This is a genomic window from Pseudokineococcus sp. 1T1Z-3 (assembly GCF_037482365.1).
Classification (GTDB): Bacteria; Actinomycetota; Actinomycetes; order Actinomycetales; family Quadrisphaeraceae; genus Pseudokineococcus.
The window spans coordinates 239444-259161 of the sequence record NZ_JBBHZF010000012.1; the positions used below are offsets into that span (position 1 = coordinate 239444).

Annotated in this window: 26 protein-coding genes and 1 pseudogene; 13 read left to right on the forward strand and 14 right to left on the reverse strand. The window is 74.2% G+C overall.

What is annotated here, in order from left to right:
* Nucleotides 1-81 precede the first annotated feature (81 nt).
* Genes WDV86_RS04560 through WDV86_RS04575 form a run of 4 tightly spaced genes read left to right on the forward strand, consistent with a single transcriptional unit; the run spans nt 82 to nt 3290 of the window.
* Entirely contained in the window at nt 82-1083 is a 1002-nt protein-coding gene (locus WDV86_RS04560; RefSeq protein WP_339566416.1) for a cyclase family protein, read from the forward strand.
* Nucleotides 1083-2135 (forward strand): NAD(P)-dependent oxidoreductase, encoded by a 1053-nt coding sequence (locus WDV86_RS04565; protein WP_339566417.1) that lies wholly within the window; start codon nt 1083-1085, stop codon nt 2133-2135. The genes WDV86_RS04560 and WDV86_RS04565 overlap by 1 nt, the downstream gene beginning before the upstream one ends.
* On the forward strand, nt 2132-3061 hold the full coding sequence (locus WDV86_RS04570) for an NAD(P)-dependent oxidoreductase (protein WP_339566418.1): 930 nt from the start codon (nt 2132-2134) through the stop codon (nt 3059-3061). Before WDV86_RS04565 ends, WDV86_RS04570 begins: the two co-directional genes overlap by 4 nt.
* A gap of 52 nt (nt 3062-3113) precedes the next feature.
* Nucleotides 3114-3290: a hypothetical protein gene (locus tag WDV86_RS04575; protein ID WP_339566419.1), complete on the forward strand. Its 177-nt coding sequence runs from the start codon at nt 3114-3116 to the stop codon at nt 3288-3290.
* A 42-nt stretch (nt 3291-3332) separates the two neighbouring features.
* On the opposite strand, the gene WDV86_RS04580 is transcribed toward WDV86_RS04575, so the two are convergent.
* A complete protein-coding gene (locus tag WDV86_RS04580; RefSeq protein ID WP_339566420.1) occupies nt 3333-3704 on the reverse strand; it encodes a DUF305 domain-containing protein in 372 nt (123 codons plus the stop codon).
* Between WDV86_RS04580 and WDV86_RS04585 the strand changes: the two genes are divergently transcribed.
* Nucleotides 3681-4286, forward strand: coding sequence for an alpha/beta fold hydrolase (locus WDV86_RS04585; protein ID WP_339566421.1), 606 nt, complete (start codon nt 3681-3683; stop codon nt 4284-4286). The two genes, WDV86_RS04580 and WDV86_RS04585, sit on opposite strands and share 24 nt — an antisense overlap.
* Nucleotides 4287-4501: 215 nt before the next feature.
* Here WDV86_RS04585 and WDV86_RS04590 read toward each other — a convergent pair whose 3' ends face one another.
* Nucleotides 4502-5719 (reverse strand): MFS transporter, encoded by a 1218-nt coding sequence (locus WDV86_RS04590; protein WP_339566422.1) that lies wholly within the window; start codon nt 5717-5719, stop codon nt 4502-4504.
* A gap of 33 nt (nt 5720-5752) precedes the next feature.
* Here WDV86_RS04590 and WDV86_RS04595 point away from each other — a divergent pair, with 33 nt between their 5' ends.
* Nucleotides 5753-6796, forward strand: a complete 1044-nt coding sequence (locus tag WDV86_RS04595) for a substrate-binding domain-containing protein (protein ID WP_339566423.1) — start codon at nt 5753-5755, stop codon at nt 6794-6796.
* A 158-nt stretch (nt 6797-6954) separates the two neighbouring features.
* Here the strand turns inward: WDV86_RS04595 and WDV86_RS04600 are convergent, their stop codons facing one another.
* Nucleotides 6955-7656, reverse strand: a complete 702-nt coding sequence (locus tag WDV86_RS04600; protein ID WP_339566424.1) for a DUF6518 family protein — start codon at nt 7654-7656, stop codon at nt 6955-6957.
* 205 nt (nt 7657-7861) lie between these two features.
* Here WDV86_RS04600 and WDV86_RS04605 point away from each other — a divergent pair, with 205 nt between their 5' ends.
* Nucleotides 7862-8548: a haloacid dehalogenase-like hydrolase gene (locus WDV86_RS04605; RefSeq protein WP_339566425.1), complete on the forward strand. Its 687-nt coding sequence runs from the start codon at nt 7862-7864 to the stop codon at nt 8546-8548.
* A 166-nt stretch (nt 8549-8714) separates the two neighbouring features.
* On the opposite strand, the gene WDV86_RS04610 is transcribed toward WDV86_RS04605, so the two are convergent.
* Nucleotides 8715-9134 (reverse strand): hypothetical protein, encoded by a 420-nt coding sequence (locus WDV86_RS04610; protein WP_339566426.1) that lies wholly within the window; start codon nt 9132-9134, stop codon nt 8715-8717.
* 69 nt (nt 9135-9203) lie between these two features.
* On the opposite strand from WDV86_RS04610, the gene WDV86_RS04615 reads away from it, so the two are divergent.
* Nucleotides 9204-9371 (forward strand): hypothetical protein, encoded by a 168-nt coding sequence (locus WDV86_RS04615; RefSeq protein ID WP_339566427.1) that lies wholly within the window; start codon nt 9204-9206, stop codon nt 9369-9371.
* A gap of 115 nt (nt 9372-9486) precedes the next feature.
* Here WDV86_RS04615 and WDV86_RS04620 read toward each other — a convergent pair whose 3' ends face one another.
* From WDV86_RS04620 to soxR, 9 genes are all read right to left on the reverse strand, one after another.
* Nucleotides 9487-9759 carry a hypothetical protein gene (locus tag WDV86_RS04620; RefSeq protein ID WP_339566428.1) on the reverse strand — a complete coding sequence of 91 codons (273 nt, stop codon included), beginning with the start codon at nt 9757-9759 and terminating at the stop codon, nt 9487-9489.
* 27 nt (nt 9760-9786) lie between these two features.
* Nucleotides 9787-10239 (reverse strand): nuclear transport factor 2 family protein, encoded by a 453-nt coding sequence (locus WDV86_RS04625; RefSeq protein WP_339566429.1) that lies wholly within the window; start codon nt 10237-10239, stop codon nt 9787-9789.
* Nucleotides 10240-10889: 650 nt separating this feature from the next.
* Complete coding sequence (locus WDV86_RS04630) at nt 10890-11087, reverse strand: hypothetical protein (RefSeq protein WP_339566430.1); 198 nt, start codon at nt 11085-11087, stop codon at nt 10890-10892.
* Nucleotides 11088-11666: 579 nt separating this feature from the next.
* Nucleotides 11667-12182: a hypothetical protein gene (locus tag WDV86_RS04635; RefSeq protein ID WP_339566431.1), complete on the reverse strand. Its 516-nt coding sequence runs from the start codon at nt 12180-12182 to the stop codon at nt 11667-11669.
* A 179-nt stretch (nt 12183-12361) separates the two neighbouring features.
* Nucleotides 12362-12943 carry a TetR/AcrR family transcriptional regulator gene (locus WDV86_RS04640; RefSeq protein ID WP_339566432.1) on the reverse strand — a complete coding sequence of 194 codons (582 nt, stop codon included), beginning with the start codon at nt 12941-12943 and terminating at the stop codon, nt 12362-12364.
* A 470-nt stretch (nt 12944-13413) separates the two neighbouring features.
* Complete coding sequence (locus WDV86_RS04645) at nt 13414-13617, reverse strand: VOC family protein (RefSeq protein ID WP_339566433.1); 204 nt, start codon at nt 13615-13617, stop codon at nt 13414-13416.
* 218 nt (nt 13618-13835) lie between these two features.
* On the reverse strand, nt 13836-14255 hold the full coding sequence (locus WDV86_RS04650) for a VOC family protein (protein WP_339566434.1): 420 nt from the start codon (nt 14253-14255) through the stop codon (nt 13836-13838).
* Between the two features lie 122 nt (nt 14256-14377).
* On the reverse strand, nt 14378-14680 hold the full coding sequence (locus WDV86_RS04655; protein WP_339566435.1) for a hypothetical protein: 303 nt from the start codon (nt 14678-14680) through the stop codon (nt 14378-14380).
* 122 nt (nt 14681-14802) lie between these two features.
* Entirely contained in the window at nt 14803-15264 is a 462-nt protein-coding gene (gene soxR / locus WDV86_RS04660) for a redox-sensitive transcriptional activator SoxR (RefSeq protein ID WP_339566436.1), read from the reverse strand.
* A 64-nt stretch (nt 15265-15328) separates the two neighbouring features.
* Between soxR and WDV86_RS04665 the strand changes: the two genes are divergently transcribed.
* On the forward strand, nt 15329-16414 hold the full coding sequence (locus WDV86_RS04665) for a questin oxidase family protein (protein ID WP_339566437.1): 1086 nt from the start codon (nt 15329-15331) through the stop codon (nt 16412-16414).
* A 466-nt stretch (nt 16415-16880) separates the two neighbouring features.
* Here the strand turns inward: WDV86_RS04665 and WDV86_RS04670 are convergent, their stop codons facing one another.
* Entirely contained in the window at nt 16881-17897 is a 1017-nt protein-coding gene (locus tag WDV86_RS04670) for a helix-turn-helix transcriptional regulator (RefSeq protein ID WP_339566438.1), read from the reverse strand.
* A 61-nt stretch (nt 17898-17958) separates the two neighbouring features.
* Here WDV86_RS04670 and WDV86_RS04675 point away from each other — a divergent pair, with 61 nt between their 5' ends.
* From WDV86_RS04675 to WDV86_RS04690, 4 genes and pseudogenes are all read left to right on the forward strand, one after another.
* Nucleotides 17959-18354 (forward strand): Rid family hydrolase, encoded by a 396-nt coding sequence (locus WDV86_RS04675; RefSeq protein WP_339566439.1) that lies wholly within the window; start codon nt 17959-17961, stop codon nt 18352-18354.
* On the forward strand, nt 18351-18794 hold the full coding sequence (locus WDV86_RS04680) for an SRPBCC domain-containing protein (RefSeq protein WP_339566440.1): 444 nt from the start codon (nt 18351-18353) through the stop codon (nt 18792-18794). Before WDV86_RS04675 ends, WDV86_RS04680 begins: the two co-directional genes overlap by 4 nt.
* A 52-nt stretch (nt 18795-18846) precedes the next feature.
* Nucleotides 18847-19013: pseudogene (locus tag WDV86_RS04685) on the forward strand (transposase); the annotation flags it as partial.
* A gap of 122 nt (nt 19014-19135) precedes the next feature.
* Nucleotides 19136-19465: a hypothetical protein gene (locus tag WDV86_RS04690; RefSeq protein ID WP_339566441.1), complete on the forward strand. Its 330-nt coding sequence runs from the start codon at nt 19136-19138 to the stop codon at nt 19463-19465.
* Nucleotides 19466-19718 lie beyond the last annotated feature (253 nt).

Below are 19718 nucleotides of genomic sequence, written 5' to 3' on the forward strand. Positions count from 1 at the left end.
TCTGCTGTCCAGAGGAGTGGACATCGACCAGCATGTTGGTACGGTGCGCCTACCGCTATCCCCGACGACGAGGACGCACGCGTGAGCGCCGACGACCCTGAGAAGTCCCCGCGGCTGGCACCGCACCAGCAGCTGCAGCAGTGGCTGGACAGCACCCGGCACACGCGCACGCCGGTCGCGCTGGCCGACTACGACGCGCTCTTCGACGAGCTCGCCGCCGCCCACGCCGGCACCGACGACCCCCGCGGTGCCATGGCCCGGGTGGACGACGCCGCGCGCCTGCGAGCGCTGGCGGCCGCACGGACCGGCAGGTCCATCAGCCTCGCCTGGCCCGTGGACACCCACGCGGGCCCCGACAACGCCAGGCCGGCCCTGCACCACATGACCGACCTCGGCGACGTCGAGGCGCCCGAGCCCTCGTGCCACAAGGACTTCCTCGGCATCGACTACCACGGCAAGGCCACCACCCACCTCGACGCGGCCTGCCACATCGGCTACCGCGGCCGCCTCTACGGCGGGGTGGAGGCCCGCTCGGCGATGAGCGCCAGCGGGTCGTCGTGGGCCTCCGTCGACGCCCTCGCCGACGGGGTGCTCCTGCGCGGTGTGCTCCTCGACGTGCCGGCCGTGCGCGGCGTCGACTGGCTCGAGCCGGGGACCGCCCTGCACCCCGGCGACGTGGCCGAGGCCGCCGCGGCGCACGGCGTCCAGGTCCAGCCCGGCGACGCCGTCCTCGTCCACACCGGCCACGCCCGTCGTCGTCGGCGCCTCGGCGCGTGGGACTCCGGCGCGGCCAGCGCGGGCCTGCACGTCGACGCGGTGCGTCCCCTGCTGGACGCCGGGGCCGTCCTGCTCGGCTCGGACGGCGACACCGACGTGCGGCCCTCCCCGGTCGCCGAGCTCCACTCCCCGGTGCACGCGCTGTCGTTGACGGCCACCGGCACGCCACTGCTGGACAACCTCGACCTCGAGGCCCTCGCCGACGCCTGCGCCGAGGCCGGCCGGCGCACCTTCACCCTGCTCGTGGCCCCGCTCGTCGTGCGCGGCGGCACGGGCTCCCCTGTCAACCCCCTGGCGGTGCTGTGATGACGACGACGACCTCCCCCTGGACCCCCTCCCGCGAGGAGAAGGCCACCTTCACGGTGGGCCTGTCCGCCGACCTGCGGCCCCCGGCCGGCTCGGACCTGCCCACCTCCTGGGGCGACATCGGCCTGGACGCCCTGGAGGCCGCCGGCGCCGAGCTCGTCTTCCTCGAGCCTGACGACGGCGTGCTCACCGCCGCCCACGTCGAGGGCTTCGACGCCGTGCTGTTCGCCGCCCCCGGCGTCACCGCCGAGACGGTCTCCGGCCCGAACCCGCCCCGGCACCTGGCGCGCTTCGGCGTCGGCCTGGACGCCGTCGACGTCGAGGCCTGCACCCGCGCCGGCGTCGCGGTGACCATCACCCCCGACGGCGCCCGCCGCGCCGTGGCCACCGCCGCGCTGACGCTCATCCTCTCGGTGCTCCAGAACGTCGCCGCCAAGGACGCCGTGGTCCGCCACGGCGACTGGTCGGGGCGGCTGTCGCTCATGGGTCGTGGCCTGACCGGGCTGACCGTGACGACCATCGGGCTCGGCAACGTGGCGGGGGAGCTTTTCGGCCTGCTGGCGCCCTTCGGCACCACGAACCTCGCGGTCGACCCCCACCGCCCGCCGCACACCCTGGGCGACCTCGACGTCTCCCTCGTCGACCTGGAGGAGGGCCTGCGGCGGGCCGACGTCGTCGTCGTCACCGCGGCGCTGACCCCGCAGACCCACCACCTGCTGGACGCCGAGCGCCTCGCGCTGCTGCCGCGCGGCGCGGTGGTCGTCAACGTCGCGCGTGGCCCGATCATCGAGACCGACGCCCTGGTCGAGGCGTTGCGCTCGGGGCACCTCGGCGGCGCCGGCCTCGACGTCTTCGAGGTCGAGCCGCTCCCGGTCGACCACCCGCTGACCTCCCTGCCCCGCGTGGTGCTCACCCCGCACGCCATCGCCTGGACCGAGGAGATGGCCCGCAACAACGGGATGAGCTGCGTGCGAGCCCTGCTCGCCGTGCGCGAGGGCCGCACACCTGACCACCTCGCCGACCGCTCGGTCGTGGTGCGGGCTACGCGGTGAGCGCGGAGGCAGCCCCGTACCTCCTCAAGCACGCAGCCGCCGCTGACCAGCCGGGCGGCGGGACCGTCGCCGTCCTGGGGCTCGGGCTCATGGGCCGGCCCATGTCGCGGCGTCTGGCCGAGGCCGGGGTGCGCGTGCGCGCCTGGAACCGGTCGGGCGTCGAGCCGCTGGACGTGCCGGGCTGGTCGCTGCACCCCACCGCCGAGGAGGCGTGCGACCCGGGCGCCGACGTCGACACCGTCATCACGGTGCTGCCCGGCCTGGCGCCGGTGGTGGAGGTGGTGGACCCGCTGCTGCGCCCGGGCCTGACGGTCGTGGTGATGGGCACCACCTCCCCGGTCGACCTGCGGGACTGGGCCGCACGCGCCCTCGAGCGCGGCGCTCACGTCGTCGACGCCCCCGTCAGCGGCGGCGACGTCGGCGCCGCGACCGGGCGCCTGTCGGTGATGGTCGGGGGGCAGGAGGACGTCGTGGCGCGGCTGCTGCCGCTCTTCGACGTCCTCGGCGCCGTCGTGCGCCACCTCGGACCGGTGGGCTCGGGCCAGGTCGCCAAGGCCTGCAACCAGGCGGTCGTGGCCACGACCCTGGCCGTGCTCGGCGAGGCGGTGGTGCTGGCCGAGCGCTCCGGGCTGGACGTCGAGGCCCTGCTCGACGTCCTCGGCAGCGGGCTGGCGGGCAGCCGCGCCCTGGAGGTCAAGCGGGACAAGCTCGCCCACCGCGACTTCACCCCCGGTGGGCTGTCCGTCAACCAGCACCACGACCTCGGGTTCGTCCTCGCCACCGCGCGCGAGGTCGGGGTCGCGACCCCGGTGACCGCCCTCGTGGACCAGCTCTTCGGCGCGATGCGCTGGACCGGGCGCGGCGCCGAGGACCACAGCGGCGTGCTGCAGGTCGTCGAGGACCTCTCCGGCGTCGGCCGTCGCTGACGGCGCCCTCGAGACGACGGGCGTCGGCGCCGGGGCGCACGTGACGGCAACGGTGAGCGGCCGGCACGCCGACCGGCTGCGCAGCTACGGCGTGCACGAGGTCGTGGGCCACCTCGACCTGAGCCCCGACCCCGCCCGCGCCGGGGCGCCCTTCGACGCCCTCCCGGGCCGCGTGCGCTGCTCCGCAAGAGGTCTCGGCCCTGGTCGGCCTCGTCGGGCCCGGCAGTGACCGGCCGAGCCCGACGACGGTGGAAGGCGAGCTGGGCAGACGTCAGCGTCGGGGCGGCTGGTCGACCATCTCTTCCATGGTGGCGATCTCGGCCTCCTGGGCCTCGATGATCTCGGTCGCCAGCTGCTGGACCTGCGGGTCGGCGCCGTCCTCGAGCTCGGTGCGCGCCATCTCGACCGCGCCGGTGTGGTGCTCGACCATCATCGACAGCCACAGCTGGTCGAGCTCGCGGCCGGAGGCGGCCTCGAGAGCGGCCATGTCGTCGGCGGTCATCATCCCGCTCATGGACCCCGAGCCGTGGTCCATGCCCTCCATCCCGCTGATGTCGGCCGAGGGGCTGGGCTGACCGAGGCCTTCGAGCAGCTGGGTCATCCGCTCCACGTGCAGGTCGTGCACGAGTTCGCGGGACGGCACGTCCTCGAGCGGCTGCTGCGCGCTCGCGCCGACGGGCGCCTGCGTCGCACCTGGGCCCGCATCGCCGGTCTCGGCGCCGGCGAGGTCGACGGCGCCGGGCAGCGCTACCTCATGGGGCCCGACCTGGTCGCCGGCATCGCCTACGGCCAGCTGGGCTACGGCCTGCCCGTCGACGGCGGCCCGCTGGACCCCCAGCTCGCCTTCGCCGACGCCGCCACCCGCCGGCCAACCTACGCCGGTGAGCCCTTCGACCTCCCCGCAGCCCTCACCCGCACCACGTGGCCCGTCGTCGTGGTCTCCGGAGACCGTGACCTGTGCACGCCCCGCCCCGTCGCGGAACGGGCGGTCGACCTCGCACCACGGGGCCCCCTCGTCCCCCTGTGCGAGGCCGGCCACAGCGCCCTGGACACCCACCAGGAGGCGGCCCTGCACGTCGCCCGGGCGACCGCCGACGACGACCTCCCGCGGCTCGGCGACACCCCCACCATCGACGACCTGCCCCGACGCGGAGCCTCGCGGCTCGTCGGGACGGCCATCACCGCCGTCGTCCGCGCGACCACCAGACCGGGAGTCGCAGCCTGACGTGGAGCCGTTGGTCTCCTGGCGCACCGAGTCGGTGATCAGCGGCTGGCGCTGGGAGCCGCACCGCTGCGCGTGATGGTGCTGCTCCTCGTCGTGGTCCTGGCCCAAGGCGTCGTCGGGGCGTCCTGCTGGCGGCTCCCAACGCGCGGTCCTGCCGCGTCTCGCCGCACTGACGTCGACACCGGCGCTGACCAGCGGTGGCCCATACCTTTCAGTCAGCGCTCGCCTCTCGACATCGTGTCGTCCTGGGCACGCTGGCGGCGGAGCACGACGGGGACGAAGGCGGCCAGGGCAGCGGTGAGGGCGGCGACGGCGAGCATCGCGCCGCGCAGACCGAAGGTGTCGGAGGCCAGGCCGACGTAGGCGGGGCCGACGATGAACCCGGTGTAGGCGACGACGGTGACGGTCGAGGTCGCGCGGGCCCGGCGGTGCTCGGGGACGGCCCGGGAGACGACACCGAGCAGGGTGGGGAAGAGGACGGCGGTGCCGGCGGCGGCGACGGCCAGCGCGGCCAGGGCGGTGGGCAGGGTCGGCGCGAGGGACAGCAGGGCGGCGCCGGTGGTGGCGCTCGCGGCGCCGGCGAGCACGAGGGTGCGGGCGTGGCGGGTGTCCAGGCGGATGACGGCGACGCGGGTGACGGCCACGACCGCGGCGAAGACCGCGGGGCCGAGGGCGCTGAGGGTGGCGGGAGCGGCGAGCTCGTCCTCGAGGTAGACCGCGCTCCAGCTCTGGTGGGCGTTCTCGGCGGCCAGGCCCATCGCCGTCAGGGCGCCGATCCCGGTCAGCAGCGCCAGGGACAGTCCCGCGCTGGCCGCCGGCGCCGCACCGACCGGCCGCGGTGACGCCCGGGGCGACGGCTGCTCGCGCGCCCGGCGCCAGGGTCCGCCGAGGCCGCGGACCACAGCCACGCAGGCAGCCGCGGCGGCCAGCAGCACCAGGGCGAACGGGAGCAGCAGCGGTGCGCCGGCGCCGCTGAGCGCACCGGTGGTCAAGGTGGCGACGACCACGACGGCGGAGAAGGTCGCGTGCACGGGCGTGATGACCGGGCGGCCTGCGGTCTGCTCGGCGCGACCGGCGAGGGAGTTCAGCGCGACGTCAGCCGCGCCGCTGGTCGCCCCGACCAGCGCGAAGCCGGCGCACAGGGCAAGCAGGCCACCCCCGGCCGTGATCGCGACGACGAGACCAGCGAGGGCGAGGGAGACCAGCAGCGGGCCGGTCATCCACAGCCCCCATCGGTCCAGCGCCCGCCCGGCGAGCAGCATCGCGGGCAGCGCGCCGGCGCCGACGAACAGCAGGGCCAGGCCGAGCTCGCCGTCGGTGATCCCCGCCACCTCGCGGACCCTCGGGATGGCCGCGCCCCAGGCGCCCCAGAAGGCGCCGAAGGTGGCGAACCCCAAGAACGGCGACCGCGTCAAGGCGGTGGTCCTGCCCATGCTGTGTCACGTTACACATCTAGGGTGGCGGGCATGGTGGTCAAGCGGCGGGTGACCCTCGGCGACGTCGCCGCCGCAGCCGGTGTCTCGCGGATGACGGCGTCCTACGCCTTCAACCAGCCCACCCGCGTCGCATCGGGCACCCGGGAGCGGGTGCACGCCGCGGCCGCCGAGCTCGGCTTCCTCGGCCCGGACCCCTCGGGGCGGTTCCTGCGGCAGGGGGCGCTGCGCTCCCTCGGTCTCGTCCTCGGCGAGAGCCTGACCTACGTCTTCGACGACCCGCAGGCCACCCGCTTCGTCGCCGGCCTCGCGCAGGTCTGCACCACCGCCGGGTACGCGCTGACGATCATCCCGACCACCGGTGGTCCCGACGACGCCGACCGCGTCGCCGCGGCCGCCGTCGACGCCTTCGTCGTGTGGACCACCACCGCCGACGACCCCGTCCTCGCGGCCGTGCGCGCCACCCACCGCCGCGCCGTCATCCACGGCGGACCGCCTACCGACGGGTTCACCCTCGTCAGCATCGACAACCGCGCCGCCGCCCGCGCCCTGGCCACCGACGTGTGGGCCACCGCGAGCGCACCCGCGGTGCTGTCCTTCCCCCTGGACCGCGACCGCCGCGCCGGCGTCCACCACGACCTCGACCCGCAGCGCGTCGCCTACCCCGTCACCCGCGACCGCCTCGCCGGCTTCCGCGACGCCGCCGCCGACCTCGGGCTCAACTGGGCAGCCGTGCCCGTCGCCGTGTGCGCGCTCAACGACGCCTCCGACGCCCGTGCGGCCACCACTGCGCTGCTCGCGAGTGGTCGCGAGCTCGACGGCCTCGCCGCCATGAGCGACCAACTGGCCCTCGGCGCCCGCGACGCCCTCCTGGCCGCCGGCCTGACGGTCCCCGGAGACGTCACCCTCGGCGGGTTCGACGACTCACCCCAAGCAGCAGCCGCCGACCTCACCAGCGTCCACCAGTCGCTGCACGACCAGGGCGCCCACGCCGCAACCCTCGCCCTGCGCGGAGGAAGTGGTAGCCCGCCGGCGTCCTGGCAGCTCACCCGAAGGCTCAGCAGCACCCGCCGGTAGCGCATCCAGGCGAGGCGGCGGACGTCCTCGTCTCCGCTGGCTCCTTCCCTCGGTGAGCGTCGTCGCGGCAGCAGGCGTCCGCCGCGAGGACGGCGACACGTCGAGAGCGCGGCTCGGCACGAGAACAGGCGCTCTCGTGAGGAGGGGTTGCGTCGTGGTCAGCCGAGCCCGGGGACGAGTGAGTACATCCAGAGGACGGCGGTGCGGGCGAGGAAGGTGAGCGGCACGAAGAGAGCTAGGGCCCACAGCCGGCTACGTCGTCCCGGTGGCAGGACCAGCAGCAGCAGGACCAGCCCGGTGACCTGCACCAGGGCCAGCACCGGGCGGAACCAGAGGTCGGCTTCGGGGCCGTCGGCCCAGGTCAGCGACCACAGCATCTGGTGCAGCACGCCGTCGGTGGTCAGCAGCGCGGCGACGGAGGCGTACCCCGTGCCGGCGAGCAGCCCGCGTCGCCGGGTCGCCCAGCGCAGCATGGCCGCCCCGGCGGGGACGAGCGTCACGCAGGTCACCGTCCAGGTGAGCGCCGCTTCCCGGTTGAGGAATCCGGCGGTGACCGCGGAGGTGACGTAGTAGGCCAGGCACATGGCGGCGAAGGCGACCGCTGCGCGCAGGGCGGCTGCGGCGGGAGAGGGGGCGGTCACCACGATCAGGACGACCGCGAGCAAGAAGACCGTGGGGTAGTTCCCGAGGTCGTCGACCCAGTCCGGCACGACGATGACGTCAACTCTCTTGGCACCCACCCCGGCGAGCAGCCCGGCGGCTGCCATGGCGGCGAGGACCAGCGCCTGTCGCCGTCTGCCCGGGGGTGACGTCGCGACCGGCGTCGCGGGCGAGGTGGGTGCTGTCGGGTCTACGGCCACGGCTGCTCTCCTTAGTTGTCCACCGACCCGAACGGCGAGGTCACCTCGCGCGAACGTAGCCGGTCAGGAGCCACGTCACGCGCGGATCCGTGGTCCTGCCGTGTCGGCTGCAGATGCTCGCCCGTGGGACGAGCTCGACTGCGGCCCCGGATGCGGCTCTGCCGGGGGCGCCGACGGCGCCGGCTGCCTGGTAGAGGGTGCGACGGTGAGCCGGGAGAGCGAGGAGCCGACGCCCGAGCAGGCGGTCGCCGTGTTCGACCTCGACGGCACGTTGCTCAGCGGCGATTCCTTCGGGTTCTTCCTGGCCCACCTGATGCGCCGGCCCCCTGCGCGGGCCGTCGTCGCCGTCGTGACGGCGCCGGCGTGGCTCCCCGCCTTCCTGCTCTCCCCGACACGCCTGGTGGCCGAGAGGTACCTGGTGTGGTTGGCCGCGGTGGGGATGACCGACGAGGACTTCACCGCCGAGGCTGCCTCCTTCGCCGCCGGCCACGCCGGCTCTCGTCCGGGCCGGGCCACCTCCGCGGTCGTGGCCCGGCTGCGGGAGCACCAGAGCCGGGGTGACCGCGTCGTGGTCGCCACTGGTTGCGCGTCCCCGCTCGCCGAGCTCGTGTGCGACGCGCTCGGTCTGGACGGCGTCGAGGTCGTCGCCTCGCGGCTCACCCGCAGCCGGTGGGGACTGCCGCGGGCGACGCCCGCCCGAGGTGACGGCAAGCTGCGGGCGCTGGCCGCAGCCGGCATCTCGCTCCCCGTGGACCACGCCTACTCCGACAGCTCGGCAGACCTGCCTCTGCTGAGGGCCGCGCGCGTCCCCCACGTGGTCAACGCCTCGCCGCGTGATCTCCGACGCCTCCGCCGTGCTCTCGGCGGCGACGTCCACGTGATGAGCAGCTGAGGACGCCGGTCATTCCCTACCTCTCTCACCGGCGGTAGCCGCCAGAAGGGCGCGAGGAGGGCGGCGTGGTGCCGGACGGAGCGACGCCTCGGGCTCCTGGCGCGGCACACGATCGGGACGGGTCCAACCAGCTGGCTGTGCCGTTCGTGGTGCGCCGAGGCGTCCGTCAGTGCTGCCCGTGAGGCCGACGATGATGACGTCGATGGCGAAGTCGCGGCGGGCGCTTTCTGTGGGCCGGTGAGAGCAGTCGCCGACCGCCGCGACGACGACGGACGGATCGCTCGGAGGCGGTGGCAGCGGCGAGCTGTGCGATCAGGTCCACCGTCAGTGCAGCACGCTCCTCACTCACCCCGCCGATCTCCATGGGCATCAGCTCGTGCTCGGCCGCTGCGAGGGCTCCCGGCAGCGTGACGACGGCCCCGAGGGCGACTGCGCCGAGGCCCGGGTAGGCCGGCAGCGTCTCGATCGTGTCGACGACCGTCGACACCAGTGCCGTACGCCAGTGCAGGCCATCCGCCTCGGCAAGCGCGACCTGGCTGTAGGCGGTGCCGAGGCATGTCCAGCACTGCGTCACGGAGGTCGTCATCTCTGTCGTCTGGTGGGAGCAAGCGGTGCGGTCGGTGGCGCCGCAGCGGCTCGTGCTGCCCGGGGCAGGGTGCGCACCGTCGCCGCCGACTTCGACGACCCCGGCTTCTTCTCCACCGACCTCGCCGACGCTCGGCAGCTCTCCCTGTGCGCCGACCTGAACCAGCTTGAAGGACTGCTCGAGGTCGTCGTCGCGGCCGGGTGGAGCACGTGGTCCTGCTGTCGTCCTCGTCGGTGACCTCCCTGGGCGGCGCAGGACTGGTCAGTCACGCGCAGGGGCTCGCTGCGGGGGCGCAACCTCGCAAGGACGGGAGCGAGAGCTGCCTGCGTCTGACGCGGGTCAACCCTGTGGCTCAGGGCTGGTGGTGGCCGGCGCGGAGGGTGGCGCCGGTGGAGCGCCAGGACAGCACGGATCTTCTCGACAGGGCGGACAGGATGGAGCCCGCGGCCAGCCAGCAGCCGATGGACCCGACGGAGCCGAAGGAGCCGATGGACCCGACCGACAGGACCGAGCCGATGCTGCCTACGGACAGCACCGAGCCCTCCGAGCCGATGGAGAGCACGGATCGGCTGGAGCGGTAGGACAGGTAGGAGCGGGCGGGCCGGGCAGGACGATGCGTGGTCATGGTCGTCTCCGCGAGGTGGTGGGCGGGTCAGCTGGTGATCGGGGCGGCGGTGGCCTCGGCGACGCCGTGGGCGGCGAAGACGGCCATGGCGCGCTCGACGGCCTGGGAGTCCTCGTTGGCGTCGATGGAGACGACCTTCAGCCAGCGCAGCCGTACGACGTGGACGCCGTGGTTGGCGTAGGCGGACCCGTCGGGCATGTCCTGGGTGGCGTCCCAGCGCAGCAGGGCGCTGGTGTCGTGGGGCAGGCCCTTGACCCAGACGTCGGTGACGGTCAGCCGCAGGGTGGGGCACACCCGTCCCAGGCGGTGGAACCACTGACGCAGGTGCTCGACGTCGCGGCGCTGGCCGCCCAGGGCGTGCTCGCCGCCGAAGCGGTGGTGGACGTCGGGCCGGCAGGCGGCGAGCAGGGGCTCGTAGTCGTGGTCGTTGACGCGCTGGAAGTTGCGGCGGCAGATGCGCTCGACGAGGGCGTGGTACATCGCGGTCCTCCCGATGGGCTCGTGGGTCGAGCTGATCGCTTGACACGGACAAGCAGAACTGTGGACCCGCGGACTGACGTCGTGAAGGGCCGGCGTCGACGCCATGGTCATGACGGCGTCCGGGGAGCAGTCCTCGGCCCTGCGGCTGCTGCTGCGGTGCGCTCGTGAGGAGCTGGACCGGGGCCGGCGGGCTCGGCCACGTCGCCGTCACCCCCGTCACCGGCACCTCCCGACCGGGGCCACGCAGGTGCTTCCACCGGCTCCAGGTGCGCGCCTGCGGGAGCCTTCCCGGGCGCGACCTCGGTGTCGCGGCCGGGTCAGGACGTCGCAGAGCTCTGCTGCAGCCGGGCGGAAGTGCCAGCGGGAAGGGCGATCAGCTGTCCGACCCTGTCGAGACGTCCGAGCCCGGCGAGGCCCTGGGCGCGGGGGGCGGGGCGGACGAAGGCGGCCAGGTTGCCCCAGCAGCGAGGCCAGGTCCAGGGCGCTCGGGCTGTCCTGCAGCGTTCCGCGCAGGACCAGCTCTCCGGTCGTCATGGTGATGTCCATCTGTCCTCGTGAGGAGAGTGGTGCAGGCGTCGCCTGCACGCCTCGTGCAGGCTGCGCCGGTGGGGTGCGGACGGCGTCAGTGCGGGGCGCCGTCCGCACTGGGGTCAGGGTCGGACGGCGACCTTGAGGGCCTCGCGGTCGTCCACGGCCTTGTAGGCGGCGGGGATGTCGTCGAGGGCGACGGCGCGGTCGAAGACCCGTCCAGGCTCGAGGGCGCCGGACAGGACGTCGGGCAGCACGTCCTCGAGGTAGGCGCGTACGGGGGCCGGGCCGCCGGCGGAGGGCATGGAGCTGCTCTCCACGCCCCGGTTGACCCTCACCGTCTACACCGCCGAGCCGGCCTCTCCCACCGCCCAGGCCCTGTCCCTGCTGGCCGCCTGGGCCGCCACCGAAGTCGCCGCCGCGACGTCAAGGCCGCGACCTGACCTCCGAGGGCCACGTCGACGACGGCACCCCGCTCCACGTGACGATCCTCCGCTGACGCGCTGTTCGTGAGTGGCTGCTGGCGTGGGCAGCCGGCACCGCTGCCTGCTGTGCTGCTCCTCGTCGTGGTCCCCGCACACGGCACGGTCGTCTACCTGGTGCAGCTGGTGACCAGCGGCGGCGGCCCCGCACCCGCGCCTGTCCGCCTGGCTCAGCGCCTCCCTCGTCTCGCTGGCCGTGCTGACCCACTCTCTGCGGTCTTGGTCACCGACGTGACCGCCCACGCCGTGGCCGAGATGCGCCTACGGCCCCGCCGCCGGCGTCACCGCGGGGCAGTCATCACGTGCCTGGCCCTCGGCGCCTTCGTCGCCGCCCCAGCGATGCGGCGCGCCGCCGGCACCGGGCGCCGAACCGCCTGAGTCTCCCGGGGGATCGAGCGACGTCCGGGGCGCCCTCCCTCAGGGGGTCGTTGAGCACGTCTGCATGGTCCAGAGGAGGAACGCCTGGTACTCCGGGTCGTCCGCGGCGGCCTGGACCGCCGTCGACTCCAGGAACCGCGGGTCGGTGCCGACGTCGGACACCAGCGCTTCCGGCGGGAAGGTGCGGAGGATGTCGACCGTCTCGTCCGCGGCGGCGGCGAACTTCTCGGCTCCTGCCTCGACCTGCGGTGACCCGCCGGGCACGGGGGGCAGCTCGCGTGCGGCGTCTCCCTGGGCCTGCCGGGCGGTGATGTCCTCGGCGACGGTCCCTCTGACCGCGGCGGCTGCCGCGGCGTTCGCCTCGCAGAAGGCCGCGACGCGGTCCTCGTCCGAGGCGGTCGTCGGCGCCGATGACGCGGCGGCGCCGCTCGACGGTGCGGCGCCGGTCGCCGGGGTGGTCGACCCCTGCGCAGCGGTGGGGCGCGCGTCGCTCGCGGTCTGGTCGTCATGTGCACCGGGTGCGGCGCACCCGGACAGGGCCACGAGCAGGGTCACAGGTACGACGGACTTCCACCGGGCGCGGGTGGGCGACGTGCCGTGGGCCGGGTCGGGGGTCCGTGGCCGCTGAGGCACCCGGGGGTGCCCGCCATCACCCTGGCGTCGCGAGGGCTCTCGATCGACGACCGGCGAGCGCCGGGCGCGCTGTCCGAGGCTGGTGGAGGGGACGTGCTTGTTCATCGTCGTCCTTCGTCTTCGGGTGGGAGGGAGGCTGCGGAGGGTGATGCGGCTCCGAGGACGGCGGCGGCCACGGCCAGCACGTCGGCGTCCTCGGACGAGCCGGCGGCGTCCATCAGGAGCAGGGTGTTGATGAGCATCCCGCGGCTGAGGAAGGCGGCGGCCTCCGGGACCGTGGCCCCGGCCGCGCGGACTGCCGCGGTGATCTCTTGGAACAGTCGCCGTGCCTCCGCGGCGATCTCGGCCTCGGCCGGGGCGGCGGAGAAGGCGTGCGCGTGGACGAGCACGGCGGGCAGGTCGGTCCGCACGAGCCGCAGGTACGCCGCTCCGAGCCGCGCTGGCTCGAACGTCTCGTCGGCAGCCCCACGGAACGCCGCCACGATGCGGGCGCCGGCGTGCGCGTGCGTCCGGAGGAACAGCTCGCGCTTGGAGCCGAAGGTCTGGATGACGTAGGGCTGCGAGACGCCCATCTGCTCGGCCACCTGAGCGGTGGTCGTCCCGAAGTAGCCGCGGGCGGCGAAGGCCACGAGGGCGGCGTCGAGCAGCTCGTCGTTCCGAGCAGGGGGACGCCGTGAGCTCATGGTCAGGGTGACCCTCCAGCCTTGTTATTGACCGATAACAAGGCTGGCAGACGTTGCGCGTGTCGTCAAGGAGGCCGGCCGCCGGCCACGAGGCCGTGCAGGACGGGCGTCGCCCGCGCTCGCGCCATCGTCAGATCCGCCGACGTCGGCCTGCTGCTCTCGGCGCTCGGCTGGAGCTGTCGTAGGCGTCGTGCGCTGACCTGCGACGTCCCACGGCTGTGTCAGCGCCGACGTCTCAGGATCTTGTCGCGACCCTCAGCCGGGCCCCGCCCCGATCTCGAGGCGAGGCGTCTGTCGCGGCGGGGGAGGGCCAGCACCGGCTGACGGCGGCGTTGGGGGCTCCTGCATGAGGCACCTGCGCGGGAGTGCCATCGGGACGGGTCTGCTGGCGACGTCGCCGCGAGGCCGCGCCTCGCGGCCCCTGCGACCTGCACCGTCGCCGGTTGGGGGTCGGTTGCTCGGACGCCCCGTCAAGGTCGTCGTGGCAACGAGAGCACCCTGAGGACGTTGCCGTCGGGGCCTTGCAGCCAGGCCACCTTCGTGCCGCTGCCGTCGACCGAGACGCCGTCGTCGTTGAGCTCGAAGGGCACGGTGGACTCGTCGAGGAAGGCGACACCGCGGCTGCGAAGGCGGACGACAGCGGCGTAGGCGTCGCCGACCCGGAAGCTCGCCACCGGCCAGGACGCCGACTCAGCACCGGCGTCCTCGGGCAGCAAGTAGCACGCCGACCTACCGCCGCCAGGCAGCAGCCACCCACTGGGATGGCCTCACCGGCCAGGCCCAGGGCGTCCTCGGAGAAGGCGCGGGCGCGCCCCCAGGTCGTCGACGGCGATCACCACCCCGACGTCCATCCGGTCCTCCATGTCGAGGGGCTCTCCGGGGCCCTCGCAGCTCACTGAGGTCGAGGCCCGAAGACGCGGAAGCGGTTGCCGTCCGGGCCACGCATCTCTATCCAGAGGACTCCCTCGACCTCGCGCTGGGCGACGCGGGTGGCTCCCAGCAGCTCGGCGCGATCGGCGACGTCCGTCCAGGACGTCGCCCCGTCCGCCCCGGTCGCCACGCCGAGCTCCAGGCCTACCGGCGCGGTGCCCGCGGTGGCGTCCTCGACGCGCTCGAAGATCCAGGTCGCCCGCGCTACCGCGTGGTTCAGGTCGAGCATCACCAGGTCGTCGGTGGCCCCGAGTGCCACGGGCAGCTGCATCCGCTCGCCCCAGAAGCGCGCCAGCCGCGCCGGGTCGCTGGTGAAGAAGGAGTACATGCTCACGACTGGTCGAGCCGCGGTGCTCGGCAGAGAGGTCTCGTCGCTGCTCATGACACGCACGACAGGCGGGCCGCCCGAGACTCCTCAGTCCTCGACCGATGCTGCGCTCCCGCCCGGGAGGTCCCCGGTTGCCGATCGTGTCCGGGCACGGCCGCGGGTGGGTCTGTGACCGATCAGCTCGGGTCGTCGTCGAAGCGGATCGTCAGCGTGCTGCTGCAGGCGCCGTCCTGTTCGGAGAGGTCGTGATCGACCGGGTCGACGCCGACCGGCCACGTCCGCAGGGCGCGGTAGCTGTAGCCGTCCTGTTCGGCCGGCTCCCACTCGAGCTGCACGTCCTGGTCCGGCGCCAAGCTCCGGAAGCCGTCGACGGCGATGCTCGACCAGTGCGCCCAGCACCCGCCGGGGGTCTCGGGCGCGTCGAGGACGCCCCAGCCCTCTGGCTCGTCCCACTCGCGCACCACCGCCGTGACCGCCATGAGCCCATCGTGCCAATGCTGGGCTGCGTCGGGCCCGGCTGCGCCGGATGGCGATCGGGTGCGGGACGGCCCGACGTCGCGGCCGCCGACGTTCTCGAGCCGGCCGAGGCGTGCCGCGGTCGTCATGTCGGCGGTTGCGGGGTGGAGGCTCGGCGGAGCCAGCGTGAGCCGGTGCCCTCGGTGGCGGCGGTGTCGTCGGGGTTGAAGAGGGCGCACCGGGTCAGGGACAGGCACCCACACCCGAGGCAGCCGTCCAGCGACTCCCTCAGAACCTGCAGCTCGCGGATGCGGGCCGCGAGCAGGTCCCGCCACGGCCGGGCCAGACGGGTCCAGTCCTCCTGGGTGGGGGCACGGTCGGCGGGCAGCTGCGCGAGCAGACCACCGACCTCGGACAGGGACAGCCCGACCCGCTGAGCGGCGGCGACGAACGCCAGCCGGCGCAGCACGTGGCGGGCGTAGCGGCGCTGGTTGCCCGTGGTCCGAGTCGCGGTGACCAGGCCGAGGCGCTCGTAGTACCGCAGCGTCGGCGCGCTGACACCGGCGCGCGCGGTGACCTGACCGACCGTCAGCAGCTGCTCGTCCACCCGGCCATGGTGGCCTGGCCCACCTCTTGACCTGAAGTGCGCTTCACCCCGTGCACTGCTCGTCATGGACACCACGACGCCCCCGACCGGCTCACCCCGCGGCCCCGTGCCCGGGGACGACCTCGACGAGACCTGGACCCGGCTACGCGCCACCGGCCCGGAGTTCCAGGGGTGGCTGTCCAACCACGGGCCGATGGCCGCCGACGCCCTGTGGCGCCTGGGCCGCGGCGAGCACGTCCAGGCCTGGGTCGACGGCTACGCCACCCGGCTGCAGGAGGCGCCCGCCGTCCGGTGGCCGATCACCGAGGACGAGTGGCGCGACGTCCTGGGCGACCCCTCACGCCTGGGGGACTGGCTCGACCTGTTCGACCGGCAGCTGCGCGAGGAGCCCTGGCGCGACGTGGTGGTCCGGTGGTGGCCCCGGCTGCTGGACGGCGCCGTCGCCTCGGCCACCCACAGCCTCATCCGCACCGGGCACGCCGTCCGCGCCCTGCTCGAGGACACCACGCCCGCGCGCACCGCCGAGCTCGCCCAGGCCCTGGGCTACTGGGCCGCCCGCCACCAGCGCCTGCCGGACCACCCGCGCCCGGCGGGGCACGTCGGCCCCACGGCCGCCTTGGACGCCGTCCCGGCCCTCAGCAGCGCCGGTGGCGTTCGCGCCCGCCTGGGCGAGCTGTCCCGGACGTCGGCCTGGCCGGCCGCCGTCGGTCGGCTGCGCGCCGCGCCACCGGCGGCCGAGGTCCCCGCGGCGGTCGACGCGCTCGTCGACGCCGCCGTCACCGGCTACCGCCGCTGGGCCCACGGCAGCCCGGTGATGCTCGTGCACGCCGCCACCGCACCCCGCGCGGCCGGGCTCGTCCTCCCGGCCCTGCCGCGCGAGCTGTGGGCCCCGACCTACGAGACGGCGTGGGCGGTCAGCGCGGCCATCACCGCCGCCTACCGACCCACTGCGGCGCCCCCGCCGGCCAGCCGCGCCGAGCAGGCCACCACCACCCCCGAGGACGTCACCGACCGCGCCGTGGCTACCGGCGACGAGCACGCCATCAAGTTCGTCGAGGTCGCCCAGGAGTCCCACCGCCGCGGTAACCCCGACGCCCTGCCCGCCGGCGCCCGCGCCAGCCACCTCATCGCCCCGGTCGACTACTCCTGACCGCCGCTTCCGAGGGTCCTCTCTGGCCACCGTGCCGATGGACAGCCCCCCAACGAGGATCAGACGACGACGCACCCGTCCTTGCGTCATCAGGAATGCCGTCCCAGTTGCGGATGGCGGTTTCAGAGGGTCGTCGATCCCGAGTGTGACGGCCACGGGGGATCGTCGGCGCCGGCCCCGAGCGGCCGCAGCCGTGCCGCCAAGGGGTCGCCAGCGGACCGCAGACCGGCCAGTCGCTCTCCGGCACGAGTCACGCACGCCGCGGCGCTTTCCGCCTCGAGCCGCCTCTCCGACGACGTCGGCGGCCTGCAGGAGCGCTCCGGCTGTGACACGAAACCTGGACAGTGACACGCAGCTGACACAAGATCTGGACGCCGACACATAGCCTGGATCCCACAGGGGCTGTGGGAACCCACCGGACTTGACGTTGACGAAGTCGCCTGGCCTGCGGTGTCTCACCGTCGTGTCAGCGCCGTCGTCCCACGATCTTGTCGGCATCCTCGGCCGGGCTGCCTGGCCCGCTCTCCAGGGAGTAGCGCGCGATGAGCCAGGTGCCGAGGTCGTGCAGTCGCTGGTGCAGTGCCGGTGGGGCGAGGACGTCGACGTCGAGGTCGAGGTGGACGAGCCAGCGGGCGGCCCAGTCGAGGTCGTCGGTGTCCAGCTCCAGGACACAGCTGTGCTCGTCGTCTGCGTGGACGTCGGCGGTGGTGGGGGAGACGAGCTGGCGCACGAGGTCGCTGCTGGTGTGCACCCGGACCTTGACGTGGTGGCGTCCGCGTGGCCGGGTAGCGGCTGCGAGGAGGGCCGCCGGGTCGCGCGGCGGGTGGGGCGTCGGCAGGTGAAGGCCGAGGGGTTGGGCGTCGGTGACGCGGTCCAGGGCGTAGGTGCGCCAGGTGGTGCTGCCGCGGTCGCAGGCCACGAGGTACCAGCGGCCGTAGGCGGAGACGAGCTGGTGGGGCTGGGTGTCGCGCGCCCGTGACGGCGCTGGGGAGTGGGCGTCGTCGCGGTGGTGGGTCAGGCGGACGGCCTCGCGGGCGCGGCAGGCCAGCGCGAGGGCGGTGAAGGTCGCGGGGTCGCTGTCCCTGGACCGGGGCGGCTCGGTGGCACGCATGGTGGCTGCGACGGCCGCCAGGCGGGTGCGGTGGCGGGTCGGCAGGGCCGTGACCAGCTTGGCCAGAGCCGTCGCGGCTGCCGCGTCGAGTCCGTGGACGCCCGAGGCGGCACGCAGGCCGAGGGCAGCGGCGAGGGCCTCGTCGGCGTCGAGCACCGGCGGAGGTGGGCTGGTGCCGGGGCCGAGGGTGTAGCCGCCGTAGCGGCCGGGGGCGGCGTCGACGCGGTAGCCGAGGTCGCGCAGGGCGGCGACGTCGCGCCGGGCGGTGCGCTCGGTGGTGCCGAGCCTCGCCGCGAGACCGGCGGCGGTGGTCCCGGGGGAGGACTGCAGCAGGGTCAAGACCTGCAGCCGGCGACCCATGGCGGTGCTCACGACGCCAGATGATCACCTAACCCGGGCACGAGGTGACCGGGTTAGGTGCCACGGTGGACGTATGAGCTGCTCGACGTTGCTGCGCCCCGCCGGTCTGGTCACCGGACCCCTCAGCCACGTCGTGGTGCCGGCCGGCGTGGTGACCATCTACGTGGGCGGGCAGAACGGCGTGGACGCGACCGGCGCAGTCGTCGCCGGCGACGTCACCGTGCAGACCCGGCAGGTCTTCACCAACATCGCCACGGCGCTGGCTGCCGCGGGTGCGGAGCTGGCCGACGTCGTCAGCCTGTCGATCCTGCTCGTCGACGGCGCGGACCTGCACGCGGCCGCCGCGGCCGGCGCCGAGGCCCTGGCCGACCTGGCGGACCCGCCGCTGGTCACGGTCGCCCTGGTGTCCGGGCTCGCGGTGCCCGGTGCGCTGGTCGAGGTCACCGCCTTGGCGGCGGTGCAGCGGTGACCCCGCCTGTCCCAGAGCCGGCGTCGACGGGTCGCACGAAGGGCGCCGGCTGGCAGATCGGCGTCTCCCGCACCGTCGGAGTCCCCGTGCAGGAGGTGTGGGCCTTCCTGGTCTCCACCGAGGGCCTGGCCTTCTGGCTCGGCCAGGGCGTGCAGGTGCTCGACGGCCGCGGCCAGCGGTACGAGACGACCGACGGGACCGCCGGGGAGGTCCGCAGCCTGCGCCCCCGCGACCGGGTCCGACTGACGTGGCGACCGCAGGGGTGGGACCACGACAGCACCGTGCAGGTCGCCGTCACCACCGCAGGGCCGGGGCGCAGCGTCCTGCGCTTCCACCAGGAACGCCTGGCCGACGCGGTCGAGCGCGAGCAGCAGCGCCAGCACTGGCGAGCCGTCCTGGACGCCGTCGTCAACGAGCTCGAGCCACCACGGCTCACCTGACCGTTGAGAGCCGCCGCCCGAGTCCATCGCACTGGTCCCGCAGCGTCCTCGGCCCTGGCAGCGAGGGCCGAACGAGAACGCCAACGGGCTGCTGCGGCAGTACTTCCCAAGGGCACCGACTTGTCGGTGCACTCACCGGAGGACCTTGCCGGCGTCGCTGCAGAGCTCAACGGCCGGCCACGGATGACCCTCGGCTGGGCCACCCCGCTGAAGCGATGAACCGCCTACTGTCCGGAGCCAAAGTACCCATTGTTGCGACGACCACCTGAGGCCGCCGATCGACAGCGGGACGTCGTCGCAGGGGGCCCATGGGCGCCTGCCCGGGGCCATAAGGGGCCGCCATGACCGGGCAGGACTGCCTGCCGTCTGCTGATGCCCACACTGTGGTGGTGGGAACAGCTGAGAGGGCGGCGCAGCAAGCCGAGGTCCAGATGGTCTGGGACATCGTCGAGTGGGCCACGGCCCGGGGCGCCTACACCGCTGACGGAGTGCACCTGAGTCGTGAGCACGTACTGGCGCTGGCCGAGGAGATCCGGCTCGAGGTCATCACCATGCTCGAGGTGAGCCCTCGGGAGGACGCCCGGCGGATGCACGCCGAGGGCTTCTTCCGCGAAGAGCGCGACAGGCTGATCCGGGACAACCAGCTCGACTCGCGTCGCCGGCGCGCGTGAGCCGTGATCGAGAAATTCATGACAGCTCAGGGCCCACGGGTCTGTCTGCGTCGGTCGATGGTGGAGCAGTCGGTGCTCGAGTCCGTCAGCATCGAGCCGGTCACCCCGGGTGCCGCGCCCGTCGAGGTGCTGCCAGCGATGACGATGTCGTCGTGAGCCCCGGCGTCGGCGGCCGCTACGAGCTCGGCATCGACGACGAGGACCTGCCCGTCCTAGCTGTACTGACCACGGAGGTTGGGTACGCGGTCGGCGG